The organism is Pseudomonas sp. SWRI77 (genome assembly GCF_014269105.1).
GTDB lineage: Bacteria > Pseudomonadota > Gammaproteobacteria > Pseudomonadales > Pseudomonadaceae > Aquipseudomonas > Aquipseudomonas capeferrum.
In genome coordinates, this window is sequence record NZ_JABWRV010000039.1 from 20,206 (window position 1) to 34,524 (window position 14,319).

Annotated in this window: 12 protein-coding genes; 7 read left to right on the forward strand and 5 right to left on the reverse strand. The window is 61.2% G+C overall.

The genetic code is table 11. The features are described 5' to 3' along the window. Positions 1–207 precede the first annotated feature (207 nt). The gene (gene aguA / locus HU766_RS25065) at positions 208–1,314 is read left to right on the forward strand and encodes an agmatine deiminase (RefSeq protein WP_033703211.1); all 1,107 of its coding nucleotides are present in this window, start codon (positions 208–210) and stop codon (positions 1,312–1,314) included. 183 nt (positions 1,315–1,497) lie between these two features. Beyond that, entirely contained in the window at positions 1,498–1,695 is a 198-nt protein-coding gene (locus HU766_RS26330) for a hypothetical protein (RefSeq protein ID WP_238338693.1), read from the forward strand. A gap of 51 nt (positions 1,696–1,746) precedes the next feature. Here the strand turns inward: HU766_RS26330 and HU766_RS25070 are convergent, their stop codons facing one another. Next, positions 1,747–3,834: a TonB-dependent siderophore receptor gene (locus tag HU766_RS25070; protein WP_186661474.1), complete on the reverse strand. Its 2,088-nt coding sequence runs from the start codon at positions 3,832–3,834 to the stop codon at positions 1,747–1,749. A gap of 471 nt (positions 3,835–4,305) precedes the next feature. Here HU766_RS25070 and HU766_RS25075 point away from each other — a divergent pair, with 471 nt between their 5' ends. After that, positions 4,306–5,625 (forward strand): OprD family porin, encoded by a 1,320-nt coding sequence (locus HU766_RS25075; RefSeq protein WP_033703209.1) that lies wholly within the window; start codon positions 4,306–4,308, stop codon positions 5,623–5,625. A 142-nt stretch (positions 5,626–5,767) separates the two neighbouring features. On the opposite strand, the gene HU766_RS25080 is transcribed toward HU766_RS25075, so the two are convergent. The 3 genes from HU766_RS25080 to HU766_RS25090 all read right to left on the reverse strand — a co-directional run bounded on the left by HU766_RS25080 (position 5,768) and on the right by HU766_RS25090 (position 9,659). Then, the gene (locus tag HU766_RS25080) at positions 5,768–7,429 is read right to left on the reverse strand and encodes an FMN-binding glutamate synthase family protein (RefSeq protein WP_186661476.1); all 1,662 of its coding nucleotides are present in this window, start codon (positions 7,427–7,429) and stop codon (positions 5,768–5,770) included. A gap of 141 nt (positions 7,430–7,570) precedes the next feature. Further along, positions 7,571–8,947 (reverse strand): ATP-binding protein, encoded by a 1,377-nt coding sequence (locus tag HU766_RS25085; RefSeq protein WP_186661478.1) that lies wholly within the window; start codon positions 8,945–8,947, stop codon positions 7,571–7,573. Beyond that, complete coding sequence (locus HU766_RS25090) at positions 8,940–9,659, reverse strand: response regulator transcription factor (protein ID WP_186661480.1); 720 nt, start codon at positions 9,657–9,659, stop codon at positions 8,940–8,942. The genes HU766_RS25085 and HU766_RS25090 overlap by 8 nt, the downstream gene beginning before the upstream one ends. Positions 9,660–9,799: 140 nt before the next feature. Between HU766_RS25090 and HU766_RS25095 the strand changes: the two genes are divergently transcribed. From HU766_RS25095 to HU766_RS25105, 3 genes are all read left to right on the forward strand, one after another. Beyond that, positions 9,800–12,097, forward strand: a complete 2,298-nt coding sequence (locus HU766_RS25095) for a TonB-dependent siderophore receptor (protein ID WP_186661482.1) — start codon at positions 9,800–9,802, stop codon at positions 12,095–12,097. A gap of 217 nt (positions 12,098–12,314) precedes the next feature. Next, positions 12,315–12,668 (forward strand): type II toxin-antitoxin system HigB family toxin, encoded by a 354-nt coding sequence (locus HU766_RS25100; protein WP_186661484.1) that lies wholly within the window; start codon positions 12,315–12,317, stop codon positions 12,666–12,668. A 51-nt stretch (positions 12,669–12,719) separates the two neighbouring features. Then, a complete protein-coding gene (locus HU766_RS25105) occupies positions 12,720–13,193 on the forward strand; it encodes a transcriptional regulator (protein ID WP_186661486.1) in 474 nt (157 codons plus the stop codon). 258 nt (positions 13,194–13,451) lie between these two features. Here HU766_RS25105 and HU766_RS25110 read toward each other — a convergent pair whose 3' ends face one another. After that, positions 13,452–13,658, reverse strand: coding sequence for a DUF3079 domain-containing protein (locus HU766_RS25110; protein ID WP_186661488.1), 207 nt, complete (start codon positions 13,656–13,658; stop codon positions 13,452–13,454). Positions 13,659–13,867: 209 nt separating this feature from the next. Between HU766_RS25110 and HU766_RS25115 the strand changes: the two genes are divergently transcribed. Further along, the coding region (locus HU766_RS25115) for a DUF2442 domain-containing protein (protein ID WP_238338691.1) at positions 13,868–14,319 on the forward strand (452 nt) is incomplete at its 3' end.

Below are 14,319 nucleotides of genomic sequence, written 5' to 3' on the forward strand. Positions count from 1 at the left end.
GCTTGGGGTTATTTCGATTGATATCGGTGTAATTGGTTTGATTGTTCAATTAGACAGGCTTTTTTGCTTTTAATACCGATATATATCGGTTATAAATTTGCGATAGCCGGGGGCGCTTTGCGCCCCATCGCGACGCAAGGCCGCTCCTACACACACACTACCAACGCCCCAGTGCACATCGGCTCAGGGCCTACGCAGAGGTTAACCATGAAAACCCTCAACTCCACCCCCCGTGCCGACGGCTTCCATATGCCCGCTGAATGGGCGCCGCAGACCCAGGTCTGGATGGTCTGGCCGGAGCGTTCGGACAACTGGCGCCTGGGTGGCAAACCGGCGCAGGCTGCGCATGTGACGCTGGCCAAGGCCATCGCCCGCTTTGAGCCGGTGACCGTGGGGGTTTCCGCTGGCCAGTACGAAAACGCCCGTCGCCAACTCGACCTGCCGAACATCCGCGTGGTGGAAATCAGCAATGACGATGCCTGGGTGCGCGATACCGGCCCAACCTTCGTCATCAACGACCACGGCGAAGTGCGCGGTGTGGACTGGGGCTTCAATGCCTGGGGCGGTTTCGAGGGCGGCCTCTACGCGCCCTGGAACCGTGACGAGGAACTGGCCGCCAAGGTACTGGAAATGGAGCGCTGCCAGCGCTACCAGACCGAGGGCTTCGTGCTGGAAGGTGGCTCGATCCACGTGGACGGCGAAGGCACCGTGATCACCACCGAGGAATGCCTGCTCAACCGCAACCGCAACCCGCACCTGGGCCGTGAACAGATCGAGGCGGTGCTGCGCGAGCACCTGGCGGTCGACACCGTGGTCTGGCTGCCGGACGGCTTGTACAACGACGAAACCGACGGCCACGTCGACAACTTCTGCTGTTACGTGCGCCCAGGTGAAGTGTTACTGGCCTGGACCGATGATTCCAACGACCCCAACTACGCACGCTGCCACGCCGCGCTGGAGGTGCTGAAAAACACCCGCGATGCCAAAGGCCGTGAGTTCGTGGTGCACAAGATGCCGATTCCGGGCCCGCTGTATGCCACTGCCGAAGAATGTGACGGTGTCGACCAGGTGGCCGGTAGCCAGGAGCGCGACCCGTCGGTACGTCTGGCCGGCTCGTATGTGAACTTCCTGATCGTCAACGGTGGCATCATCGCGCCAAGTTTCGATGACCCTGCAGATGCCCAGGCCAGAGCGATCCTGGCCAAGATCTTCCCGGACCACGAAGTGGTGATGATCCCTGGCCGTGAGCTGCTGCTGGGCGGGGGCAATATCCATTGCCTGACCCAACAGCAACCCGCGCCGCTCAAGCGCTGAAGCCACGCTGAACGAAGAGGCCCGTCATCTGACGGGCTTTTTATTTCAGGCGACGTCCGGCGCCGCGAATGGCATATGTTTTGTATTGTTTTTCAACGAGATAGCTCGGCTTGGCCGGGCGCTTGGATCTGTAACAATACCTACGTAGATTAGCCGCTCACGGGCAAGGGAGTACGTGTGGAAATGAACGCAGCAAGTGAGTCGGCTTTGTGCCCATCGGCAGTGAATCATCAATCGCTCAAAGTTCTGGCGCAGTGGTTGAAGCACCATGGAAGCAAACAGGTCAGGACGACCGACCCACGACGTCTGCTTGCCGGGCGATACCCCCAAGGGCTGATCAGTGACGCGGAGATGCAAGCGCTGATGGCGGTGTGGCACTGACCGTATCGGGCTAGCCTGCACCGGCCCTGACACCGGTGCAGGCAGTAAACATCAGAAGCGGTAAGTGCTCGTCACCACCAGGCTGCGCGGGTCACCCGGTTGAATCTGCGCGGCGCTGGTCGCCGAGCTGTAGTAGGTCTTGTCGGCAATGTTGTTCAACGCCGCGCGCACATCCCAATCGTGCGTGCGGTAGCCGGCGAGCGCATCCCAGCGGCCATAACCCGGCATTACCGTGGTGTTCTGGTTGTCGGCATAACGGTCACCCACCAGCGTCAGCCCCGTCTCGGCGTACCAGCCCAGCTCCGGCTTCCAGGTCACGAACAGGCTGGCGTTGCGCTTGGCCACGTCGTTGATGCGGTTGCCTTCCTGGTTGTTGTTGTCCTTGACGATGGTGGCATCCTGCAGGCCGATGCCCCCGCGCACGTACCAGTTGCCGACGATGTTGCCGGTAGCGGTCAGCTCGATGCCGCGCGAGCGTTGCAAGCCGGTGAGCACAATGATTTCCGGGTTGTTGGCGTCACGCGTGCGGCGGTTGTACAGCTCCAGTTCATACACCGCGAGGGTGGTGGTCAGGCGCTGGTCGAGCCAGTCGCTCTTGACCCCGATTTCCTTCTGCCGGGTCATCTCTGGCCCGGTGTCGTTGGTGTTGCCCGGCGCGCCCGGGGTGATGCCGATCAGGCCACCGCCCACGGGCGAGAAGGTCTTGCTCCACGACGCATAGAACGAGTGATCACGCCACGGCGTATACACCACACCCAGGCGCGGGCTGGTGGTGTTGCTGTCCTGCGGCTCGGAAATGCCCTTGATCTTGTTGGTGGTTTCCACCTCGAACTGGTCGAAGCGCACGCCCGCGAGGATTTGCCATTGATCGTTCAGGCGGACCTGGTCCTGAAGGTACAGGCCACGGCTTTCGACAACGGTGTGGTTGTTGCTCGACACCAGCAGCGGCCCATTGTGCTGCAGGTTACGGTTGGGGTTGCCCACGTCCAGGCTCGGCACCGTACCCGTCGGGGCGGTGTACAGGGTCGGGTCACGCCGTTGGCTGCCGAACTCCAGGCCCACCAGCAGTTTGTGCTCCAGCCCCAGGGTGTTGAAGTCGCCCTCGGCTTCCAGGTTGTTGAACAGGTTGCGGGTGTTCAGGTCTTGCTGCCAGCGCTGGCGGGTGACGGTGTTGTTGCTGGCGTTGTAGCCCGTGGCGTAGGTGTTGTCGAACTCGCTGTCGAGCTTGAAAAGGCCAAGGGTGTGGCGCAGTTGCCAGGCTTCGTTTAGCTGGTAGTTCAACCGCGAGCGCAGCGACTGGGCGCGGTCGTCGATGTAGTCGCGCTGGGTATCGCCATAGGTGGTGCTGCGGCTTACGTCTGCCGGGCGGCCGTTGACGCCAGGGATGCCGCGGTCGGGCGTGCGGTTGTAGCGGCTGTATTCGTATTGCACCAGCCAGTTCAGGTCCGGCGTCAGTTGCCAGCTCATCGAGGGCGCGAACAGTTGGCGGCTGCCATCGATGCCATCGCGGAAGCTGTTGCTGTCCTCGTTGCCCAGGTTCAGGCGCAGGCTGATGGTGTCGCTGGGGTCGGCACTCAGGTCGGCGTACAGGCTGCGCAGGTCTTGGCTGCCGCCTTGCGCCTCGATGCTCGAACGGCGGCCGTGCTCGGGCGCCTTGCTGACGCGGTTGACGATGCCACCCTGGCTGCCACGGCCGTACAGCACTGCGGCCGGCCCTTTGAGCACTTCGACACGCTCAATGTTGTTGAGGTCGCGAATGTACTGGCTGTCATCGCGAACACCGTCCAGATAGAAGTCGTTGCTGGCATCGAAGCCGCGGATGCGCACGCTGTCGAAACGGGTGTCGGCGCCGCTGCTGACGTTGGGGATACCCTCGAGTGCCTTGCCCAAGGTGTTGCTGCCGTAATCCAGCACGTTGGCGGTTTTCACCGTGTCGATGGCCTGGGGTACATAGCGCACCGGCGTCGAGGTGCGCGTCGCGGTACTCACCTCCTTGACCCGCGGGTTGTCCTGTTCACGCTCGCTTTCGGCGGTGACCGACAGTTCCGGCAGGGTAGTGGTGGCGGCGTTGGCGAGGCTGGCGCTGAACAGCAGCGACAAGCCCAGCGGCAGGGGGGAAAGGCGGCAGGGTACAAGCATGGACACATCCGGACCGAGGCAGGTGAAAAGAAGGTGCGAATGGTAATGCTTGCTATTTACTGTTGCTTGGGTATTTGTAAAGGGTTGTCTTTACATATGTATCACTTTGTAACTAGGCACTTTGTATGATCCCCCGGCCCAAGATTGCTCCCACAACGTCAGGTGACTTACCTGACAAGAGAAAAATTGCCCACCGATAGCGCGAACAGGCATGGAAATGCACCAGACCTGCCGGTTATTTTGGTTATATCAACCTGCATTTCACGATTTTTTGACATTTGTAATCGCACACCGCTAGGATTCGGCCAACGCCTGCTGGCCATGACATGGCCATGCTGCTGTTGAAGGCCACCGTGCGCTTGCCGGCAAAGCCTTCCAGTTTGGATCCGCATAGCGTCGAACCTACGAAGGGGCGTTGGTTCCTGGCGTCATATTGCAGAGCGTTTTTGATTAAGAAATAAGGAAAATAACATGTTGAAAACCAGGATCAGCCTGGTCGCCTTGGCGATGATCGCCGCGACCCAGGCACAGGCCAATGAGCAGGCCGACAGCAAGGGCTTCATCGAAGACAGCCACGCCAATGTGCTGCTGCGCAACGCCTACATCAACCGTGACAAGAAGCACGGTACCGATGACCAGATCGAATGGGGCCAAGGCGTCATCGCCAACTTCTCCTCCGGTTTCACCCAGGGCACCGTCGGTGTCGGCGTCGACGCATTCGGCCTGTATGCCGTGCGTCTGGACGGCGGCAAGGGCCACAACGGTGGTGGCGGCGTCGACTTCTTCAAACCGCACGAAACCACCAATGCCGAGGGCAACGCCAGCTCGCCGCATAACCTTGCCCGTGGCGGCGCTGCCGTGAAATTCCGCATCTCCAACACCGTGCTGAAGTACGGTGACCAGATGCCGGCACTGCCTGTGCTGCAGTACGACGATGCACGTCTGCTGCCAGAAAGCTTCACCGGCACCCTGCTGACCTCGAAAGAGATCGAGGGCCTGGAGCTGAACGCCGGTCGCTTCACCCAGGAAGCGCGCAAGAGCGCCGAGCGTCGTGACGGTGGTGGCCTGAAGTCGATCAACGTCTTCGGCGGTAGCTACAAGTTCACCGACAACTTCACCGCTTCGCTGTACACCGCAGACAACGAAGACGTGATGAAGAAGCACTACCTGGGCTTGAACTACGTCTTCCCGATCGCCAGCGACCAGTCGCTGACCCTGGACTTCAACGGCTACAAGTCGGACATCGACAAGCAGTACGTCCAGGCCGCTGGCCTGAACGGCGATTCCAACACCATCTGGAGCCTGGCTGCCACTTACGCGTACGGTGCCCACTCGTTCACCCTCGCGCATCAGCGCAGCACCGGCAGCACCGGCTACAACTACGGCTTCTACCAGAACGCCGGTGGCGTGGGTGACGGTGGTTCGACCATCTACCTGGCCAACTCGTACTGGTCCGACTTCAACGCCGAAGACGAGCGCTCCTGGCAGCTGGGCTACGGCCTGGACTTCGGCGCCTATGGTGTTCCGGGCCTGACCTACAAGCTGGCCTACGTGGTGGGTGACAACATCAACACCCGCAACGTCGCCAACCCGCAAGGTTTCGGTGAAGGTAAAGAGCGCGAGATCTTCAACCAGATCCGTTACGTGGTTCAGGACGGCCCGGCCAAGGACCTGTCGATCAAGCTGCGTAGCTCGTTCGTGCGTACCAACAATGCGGTACAGCAGAACGGCTACAACGACGACGGCAACGAAGTCCGCGTATTCGTCGAGTACCCGATCAGCATCTTCTGATCTGATCCCGCTGGGGCTGCTTTGCAGCCCTATCGCGGCGCAAGGCCGCTCCCACACTGGCTGGCTCTAAACCTTCAAGGCCGGCGCAACCCCTGTGGGAGCGGCCTTGTGCCGCGAAAGGGGCGCAAAGCGCCCCCAGCCTTCAAGCCGGCTCCGCCTGTCTACGTCGTACCCCTGCTGCTTTTTCAACTTCCCCCGTCTCCGGTGCAAAGCTGTCGCTACGCGCCATTCGCCACATCCGCGCATAAAACTCGCTTTCAATCGAGCCACTGAGCAATTCGCCAGGCTTGAGAAACGTATGCAAATCCGAGAACAAGCCGATTTCACTGGCGCTGACACGCCGTGCCAGGTGCTTGGGCTTGAGTTCGCTTGGGTGCTCCAGCCCTGCGGCCGCCAGCATCTCGGCCAAGGTGTGCAGCGTGTTGCGATGAAAGCTGGCCACGCGCTGGGCCTTGTCCGGTACCACCAGCGCGCGCTGGCGTAGCGGGTCTTGGGTGGCAACCCCGGTCGGGCACTTGTTGGTGTGGCAGCTTTGCGACTGGATGCAGCCGATGGCGAACATGAAGCCGCGCGCCGAATTCACCCAGTCGGCACCAATGGCCAGCACGCTGGCGATATCGAAGGCGCTGACGATCTTGCCCGCTGCGCCAATGCGGATGCTCGAACGCAGGTTCAGGCCGACCAAGGTGTTGTGCACGAACATCAGCCCTTCGCGCATGGGCACGCCCATGTTGTCGCTGAACTCGCGTGGTGCCGCGCCGGTGCCACCTTCCTTGCCGTCGACGACGATGAAGTCGGGGGTGATGCCGGTGGCCAGCATGGCTTTGGCAATGCCCATGAACTCCCACGGGTGCCCCAGGCAGAACTTGAAGCCCACTGGCTTGCCGCCCGACAGTTCGCGCAGGCTGGCAACGAACTTGAGCAATTCGACCGGCGTGCGGAAGGCGCTGTGCGCAGCCGGGGAAATGCAGTCCTGGCCTTCGCGCACGCCCCGGGTCGCGGCGATTTCCGGGCTCACCTTGTGCCCTGGCAGGATGCCGCCGTGGCCGGGTTTGGCGCCCTGGCTGAGCTTGATCTCGATCATCTTCACTTGCGCCGAGCGGGCTTGCTCGGCGAAGCGTTGCGGGTCGAAAAGGCCCTCTTCGGTACGGCAGCCAAAGTAACCGCTGCCGATCTCCCAGATCAGGTCGCCACCATGTTCGCGGTGGTAGGGGCTGATGCTGCCTTCACCGGTGTCATGGGCAAAGCGGCCCAGGCGTGCGCCCTGGTTGAGGGCAGCGATGGCGTTGGCGCTGAGGGCGCCGAAGCTCATGGCCGAGATGTTGAAGATCGAGGCCGAGTAGGGCAGCCGGCATTGCGGCCCGCCGATGGCGATGCGGAACGAAGCAGGGTCGGGGGTGGCCACCGGCAGCATCGAATGGCTGATGAATTCGAAGCCCGGCTTGTAGGCATCGTTGAGTGTGCCAAAGGCTTTTTCGGCGCTTTCATTCTTGGCCCGGGCGTACACCAGCGAGCGCTGGGAGCGGGAGAACGGCAGCTTGTCGTCGTCGCCTTCGATCAGGTATTGGCGGATTTCCGGGCGGATGGTTTCGATCAGGTAGCGGATGTTGCCCAGGATCGGGTAGTTGCGCCGCACCGCATGGTGGCTCTGGCGCAGGTCATTGAGGCCGACCAGGCTGAGCAGGGCGGTGAGCACGGTGAACGGCCAGAGCCAGGCCTGTTGGGGCAGTAGCGGCAGGCTGGCGAAGGTGAACAGCAGGCAGGTGACGAGGCAGGCGTAGCGGCTGGGCAGTGAATGTTTCATGGGTCCATCGCAGGCAGGATGACCGGGCCTAGGATAGGCAAAGGCAGGCTGCGGAAAACCTGGTGAATCGGTAAAAGACTGTTACCTGATCGCAGGTTTGCCCTGCGCGACCCTTTCGCGACGCAAGGCCGTGATGGCAGGTCATTCGGGCAACCGCACACTGGCCCGCAAGCCGCCGCCGTCGCGGTTGTACAGCAGCAACTCGCCGCCATGACTGGCCGCGATGCGCTGGGCGATGCTCAACCCCAAGCCATACCCGCCAGACGCCTGATTGCGCGACCCTTCCCCCCGCACGAACGGGTCGGTAACCGTCGCCATCAAGCCGGGTGCAATCCCCGGCCCGCAGTCATCGATGTGGATAAAAACCCCCGTGGCCACGCGCTCCAGCGTGACCGAAACGTCTTTGCCATAGCGCAAGGCATTGACCAGCAGGTTCTGCAGGCACCGCTGCAGCAGCAATGCATCGACCCGCACGGTGCCCGCCTGGCCCTCAACGTGAAGCGGCTCACTGGCGGTGGCCAAGTCTGCGCACTGGCGCGCCACCAGCTGGTCCAGGTCCACCTGTTGCAGGTTCTGCTGCTCGCCGGCGCGCAGGTAGTCGAGTACCTGGCCGATCATGTCGTCCATCTGCGTGATGTTCTGCCGCAGCCGTTCGCGCTGCTCATCGTCTGGCAGGCGCTCCAGGCGCAGGCGCATGCGGGTCAACGGGGTACGCAAATCGTGGGAAACGGCGGCGAGGAAGTAGGCCTTGTCGTTGACCATCGCAATCAACCGTTGCTGCATCGCATTGAAAGCCTGCGCCGCCTGGCGCACTTCCTGCGGCCCATCCAGCGCCAAGGGTGGCTGCTCCAGGTTGCTGCCCAGCCCTCGCGCTGCGTCCGCCAGGCGCTGCAGCGGGCGCAGGCACAGGCGCACCGCCAGCAGGCACACCAGCAGCACGGCAACGATACGCAGGGCATACACCCGCAGCAGGTAGTCGCTGATCAACGCCCAGGCAGACTCGCCACTCCAGCCCTGCAGCTCCTGGCCATCGATGGTCAGCCAATGCCCATCGGCCAGCGGCACGGCAAACTGAATATGCGCCTGGGCCGTGCGCAAGCCGAACAGGCTGCGCCAGACAATCGGCTGGCCCAGTTCGTCAGTCAGTTGCACCTTCATCAGGCGCACGTCTACAGCATGGCCAAGTTCGTACTTGAGGGCCTGGTGCAGCAGCAATTCAATGCGCTTGCGCCCCCTGCGTTCGTCCCCTTCTTGCGCGGGCAAGGCCTCGGCACAGCGCAGCTGATAATGGGCTGGCGCCTGCACTGCGCCGGCATGGCAGTCGGCCTTGGCAATCAGGGGCGCGCTGCGGGCGGCGATCAGCCGCACCGGGGCTTCGAGCACCTGCGCGAAACGCACATCGAACCAGATGCTGCTCGACATCAGTTGGATCACCAGCGTGCCGCTGACCATGATCAGCAGCAGTTGGCCAAACAGCGTGCGTGGCCACAGCCGGCGGAGCCAGCGCACCTCAGGCATCCGCCTCGCTGCGGGCGAGGCTCAGCAGGTAGCCTTCGTTGCGGATGGTGAGGATCTGCGCGACGGCGCCCGGCGCGCGGCGCAGTTGCTGGCGCAGGCGGCTGACGCACATGTCTACCGAGCGGTCATCGGGCAGGTGGTCACGGCCGAACGCACTGCGGGTCAGATGATCGCGCGACACCACACGGTTGTTGGCTTCAAGCAGCTCACGCAGCACGCGGTAATCGGAGCGGGGCAGGGTCAGTGTCTCGCCGTCCGGGCGGGTGAGCAGGCGCTTCACGTGGTCGAGGCGAAAACCGGCAAATTGCTGCGCTTCGACAGCCGGTTTTGCCACCGGTGTATCGAGGCGCTGGGGGCGACGCAGCACGGCCTTGATCCGGGCAATCAGCTCGCGTGGCTCGAAGGGCTTGGCCAGGTAGTCGTCCGCGCCCACTTCCAGGCCAATGATGCGGTCCAGCGTGCTGCCTTTGGCAGACAACATGATCACCGCCAGGCCAGGGGTGGCTTGCAACTGGCGGCACAGGCTCAAGCCATCCTCGCCGGGCAGCATCAGGTCCAGCACCACCAGCTCCACTTTGTGCGCAGCCAGTTGCTCACGCATCTGCTCGCCATCAGCGGCGGCCAGTACGGTGTAACCGGCATCTGTCAGGTAATCACAGAGAAGTTCGCGGATTTCGTCGTCATCGTCGACAACCAGCAGCGTTGTACTCATTGCTAAAAACACCTGTTCGGTGAGGGCCGGAGGCGCTCGTTACGTTCAATTACATCCCCGTACAAGCCGGGCCTGGAGCCCTAAGGGCGGATCCCTAGAATCGTAACAAAAAATCATCTGCGAATACGAAGCCTTCCCAAATGAAACCTCGGAGCATCATGAACGACTTCTCTTCCATCGGCCGAGGCGCAAGTCACCTCACCCCGCTCGCCTTCTTCATCGCTGCGGCCATCAGCGGCAGCGCCATGGCTGCCGACAGCAAGCCACTGGTGCTGGATGCCACGCAGATCGAGGACAGCGCGCTGGTGCCTGCCGATGAAGCCGGCCAGCTAGGGTACACGGTCGAGAGCAGCCGCAGTTCAACCGGCCTCAAGCTGACGCCGCGGCAAACGCCGCAGTCGGTAACCACCATAACCCGCCAGCAGATGGACGACCGCGCCATCCACACCATCGAGCAGGCGCTGGAAACCACGCCAGGGGTGACGGCCAGCAAAGCCGAAGTCGGCGGGCGCACCGACTACCGGGCGCGAGGTTATTCGATCAGCAACTGGAAGGTCGATGGCCTGCAGTTTCAGGGTGGCTCCGACTTCAGCGGCGGTGGTAACGCGCTGAACATGGACCTGTACGAGCGCATCGACATCGTGCGTGGCGCCAACGGCCTGCTGGGCGGCACCGGCGACCCCTCGGCCACCGTCAACCTGATCCGCAAGGCCCCGACCAAGACCTTCGGCGGCAGTGCTTACGCGACCTACGGCAGCTGGGACAAACGCCGCCTGGGCGCCGACCTGAACCTGCCATTGTCCGAGGACGGCCGCCTGCGTTCGCGGTTTGTAATGACCCAGCAGGACGCCAACTCGTTCCGCGACAACCAGTCCGAGCGCGCCCGCGCTGCGCTGGCCAACTTCGAATTCGACCTCGACGACGCCACCACCCTGGGTGCCGGTTACCAGTACGAATACAACAAGGTCGTCGGCGGGGGGTGGGGTGCGAACATCCCGATCTGGTACCGCGACGGCAGCAAGACCGACCTGCCGCGCAGCACCAACGTGGTGCCCAGCTGGAGCTTTGGCGAGTACACCACCCGCACGGCGTTCGGTTCGCTCGAGCATCGCTTCGACAACGACTGGACGCTGGACCTGAAGGCCGCCCAAAGCACCGCCGAGGCCCTCAACCACCGCGGCCTGGCCAAGGTCAACTCGGCGGGCCGCGGCACCTTCGGCGGCTACTGGGACCAGGACGGCAGCGGCGCCGTGCTCAACGGCCTGCACAGCGCCAGCGACACCACCCAGCAGTCGGCGCAGATCGACCTGTCCGGCCCGTTCCAGCTGTTCGGCCGTACCCATCAGGCGATGGTCGGTTACAACGACAGCCGCACCGTGGCCTGGTCACCGGAATACACCTGCAACATGGTCAGCGACGGCCGCGTCAGTGCTGCGGCGCTGGGTTGCCAGTTCCGCGCCAACAACGGTTTCCCGCTGACCGACTGGCGCAATGGCGTGGATGACGACTACGACATGATCGCCTCGCGCACCGGCCGCCACAGCAAGACCACCACCCGCTTGCAGGGCATGTATGCAGCTACTCGCCTGAGCATCACCGACCCGCTGTCGGTGATCGTCGGCGTGCGCACCAGCAACTATTCCGCAATCACCCGCAGCAATGCGGGCGTGCGCACCAGCCAGGAAGAAAACGGCATCGTCACCCCCTACCTGGGCGCGGTGTACGACCTCAACGACACCTACTCGCTATACGCCAGCTACACCGACATCTTCACCCCGCAGACCGTCGAGACCAGCAGCGGCAGCAAGGTCGAGCCGATTCGCGGGCAAAGCTACGAAACCGGCATCAAGGGCGAATGGTTCGATGGCCGCCTGAATGCCTCGGCGGCGTACTTCCGCACCAAGCAGGAAAACAAGGCCGTGCTGGACGGCGACCTGACCACACCGACCGGTAACGACGCCTACAAAGCCGGCTCTGGCCAGGAAACCGACGGCATCGACCTGGAAATCGCCGGTGCACTGACCCCGAACTGGAACGTTTACGCGGGCTACACGTACCTGCACTTCCGCCGTATCGACAGTGATGGCCGCAGCGACCCGTCGCACCTGTTCAAGGCCTCGACCACGTATCGGCTGTCTGGCCCGCTGGACCGCCTGACCCTTGGCGCAGGGGTTACCGCCCAGAGCAACATTCGCGCGGTATCCAGCCCGGCTGGGCAGCCGAGCAATGGTGTCAGCACAGGTGCTACCGACGTCAACTGGTCGGGGTATGCGATCTGGAATGCCATGGCCAAGTACCAGCTGACTGACGATACGAGTGTCAGCCTCAATGCCAATAACCTGTTCGACAAGCACTACTACACCCGCTACGGGTTCTACGCGGGGGCTATATATGGGGATCCGCGGAACCTGTCGTTGACGGTGAGTACGGCGTTCTGACGGAGGCGGGTCGCCTGGTTGCGGCATCGGATGGCATTGAGCAGGCTGCCGAAGCGTTGGTTGTGAGTGGCGAAGCATCAGCGTCTAGGCAGGGTGTTGCGGTTGAAGCCCGTCCAAGCTTGCCAGGAGGGTTTATCTGGCATACAGATATCTGTTTGACAGATATCTGTATGTGCGATAAATTTCGGTATATGTAAGGACGCCGGAAACCAAAAACATGCGAGTGGTAACAAAGACGGCGGTTGCACAAGCCATTGAAACGTACAGCCAGTGGAAAGAGCCACTGAACTTGTGGCTGACCACCTTTGACAGGCCGCCCCTTCGGTTTGAGTCCTTTGATCAAATTCGTGATGTTTGGGGCACTGCCTCAGGATGGAACGTCGATCGCATTCCTCACTCAAAGCTGAGACACACGAGCAAAAAAGGACCTCTTGATATCTACGTCTTCGATATCAAGAAAAATGAATGTCGAATCATCGCGTGGATCAACACACGAACCGGCACCATTTACATGAAGGACATTCTGCCCCACGCTGGATATGACAAGTGGTGCAAAAGTGATGTTAAGTAGATGATCACAAGGCCGGCTCTATCTATGTACAATGTAATTATAGGTGACCAGATGAAGCGTGATAAGATCGAAGCCAATGGACTAGATTCCTTCATAGCTAATATTTCACCAATGTTTGATGGGCTGAGTGATCAGATAGCTACAATGTCCAAGTTGTTATCTGCCTGTCATGATCCCATTGAAGATGATGATGACCTGCAGGGGCGGATGGCGCTAATTGATGAGCTCTACGCTCATGCGGACAGTGAAGATCACGCAGCAGCACGTTTTGCGGAGCTGGTCGCTGATCGCGTGTACGAGTACGAAACTGAAACGGTGTTGATACCTCAATCCTCTCAGTCGGAAGCGCTCGCGTTTCTGATTTCGGACAGGGGCGTTAAACAAAAAGATTTGTCTGGCATTGCAACGCAAAGTGCTGTTTCTGAAATACTGAACAACAAAAGAAAAATGACGGTTGGGCAAATAAAAGGCTTTGCTGATTTCTTTAAGGTGCCTGTTGAATTCTTTATGAATGGTGCAGTCTGATGAAAGCGTTGAACGCTGTGTGTGTAACCTAACGGCGCTCTATGGATAGCACAGCAAGAACACTTTAAATCGTTTACCCAAAGCCCCTCCGCCCTCACTGTGGTATGGGGCTTTTAGGGGTTATGTAAAGCTGCTTATAGCTTCCTGATAGTCCCAGTGTACCTCTCAAACCCCGCCATTTTTGATCAGTTCGATTTGCGAGGGGAGAGTTGTGGGTGGCAGCTTGCCTGCGATGGGCCGCGAAGCAGCCTCCTGCAGTCAGCTGGATTGCGCCTGCTGAACCTCGCGAACCGGCTTGTCCAACCGGTCCTCCATACGGTCCCAGTCCTCCCCGAACAGCTCCACCGGATGCATAGTGCGATCGGCTCCATTGCCGCAGGCCAGCGCTTTGGCGGGGCAATACAGGTCGCACCCCCAGCAGATGCGTTCAGGGTGGCTGGGGTTGGTGGGGAATTTCTTGGCCATAGCGTCCATTCTCGCAAGTGGGGTGCTGAGCCCAAGCTATGCCTTCCAGCGCTTTCAGCCTTGATTGAAATCAAGGCGCGCTGCGTCTTGCGGTAAGGTTTTCAACTTATCGTTTCTGCGATCGGCATGTGATCGCGAAAGTCGGTCCGAGCAGTATCACTGGCTGGAGGTGATAGGGGCGCTATCTGACACAAGAAGGAGTGGATGAAATGGCATCGATGAAACGTCCCCGCCTGCGGGCGGTTCAGCCTCGGTCGGGCGCTAGCCTTGAGCTGACTTTTACCAATGGGCAGCGGTTTACCCTGGATATGAGCGACGCGCTTAAAGCGTATCCGGGGTTGGCGCCACTGGCTAAGCGCAAAGCGTTCGAAGACGTAACGTTAGGGGATGGAGGCTGGTCTGTGGAATGGCCGGCGCTGGATATTCAGATCGGTGCCGACACCCTACTGCTGGACGCGCTTGCCCAGAACGCCCCGGATGAGAACACCCGGATATTCATTCGCTGGCGGTTGCGGCATCGGATGACGCTCGACCAGGCTGCCGAAGCACTGTGTCCGCTCCATGAAGCCCACATTCCAAGCGACTACCTGAAGCCCGATGCTGCGCTCCCGATTTCTTTCTGGAGCCAGTCCGCCATGATGCGTCCCGACAGCAAAGTCGA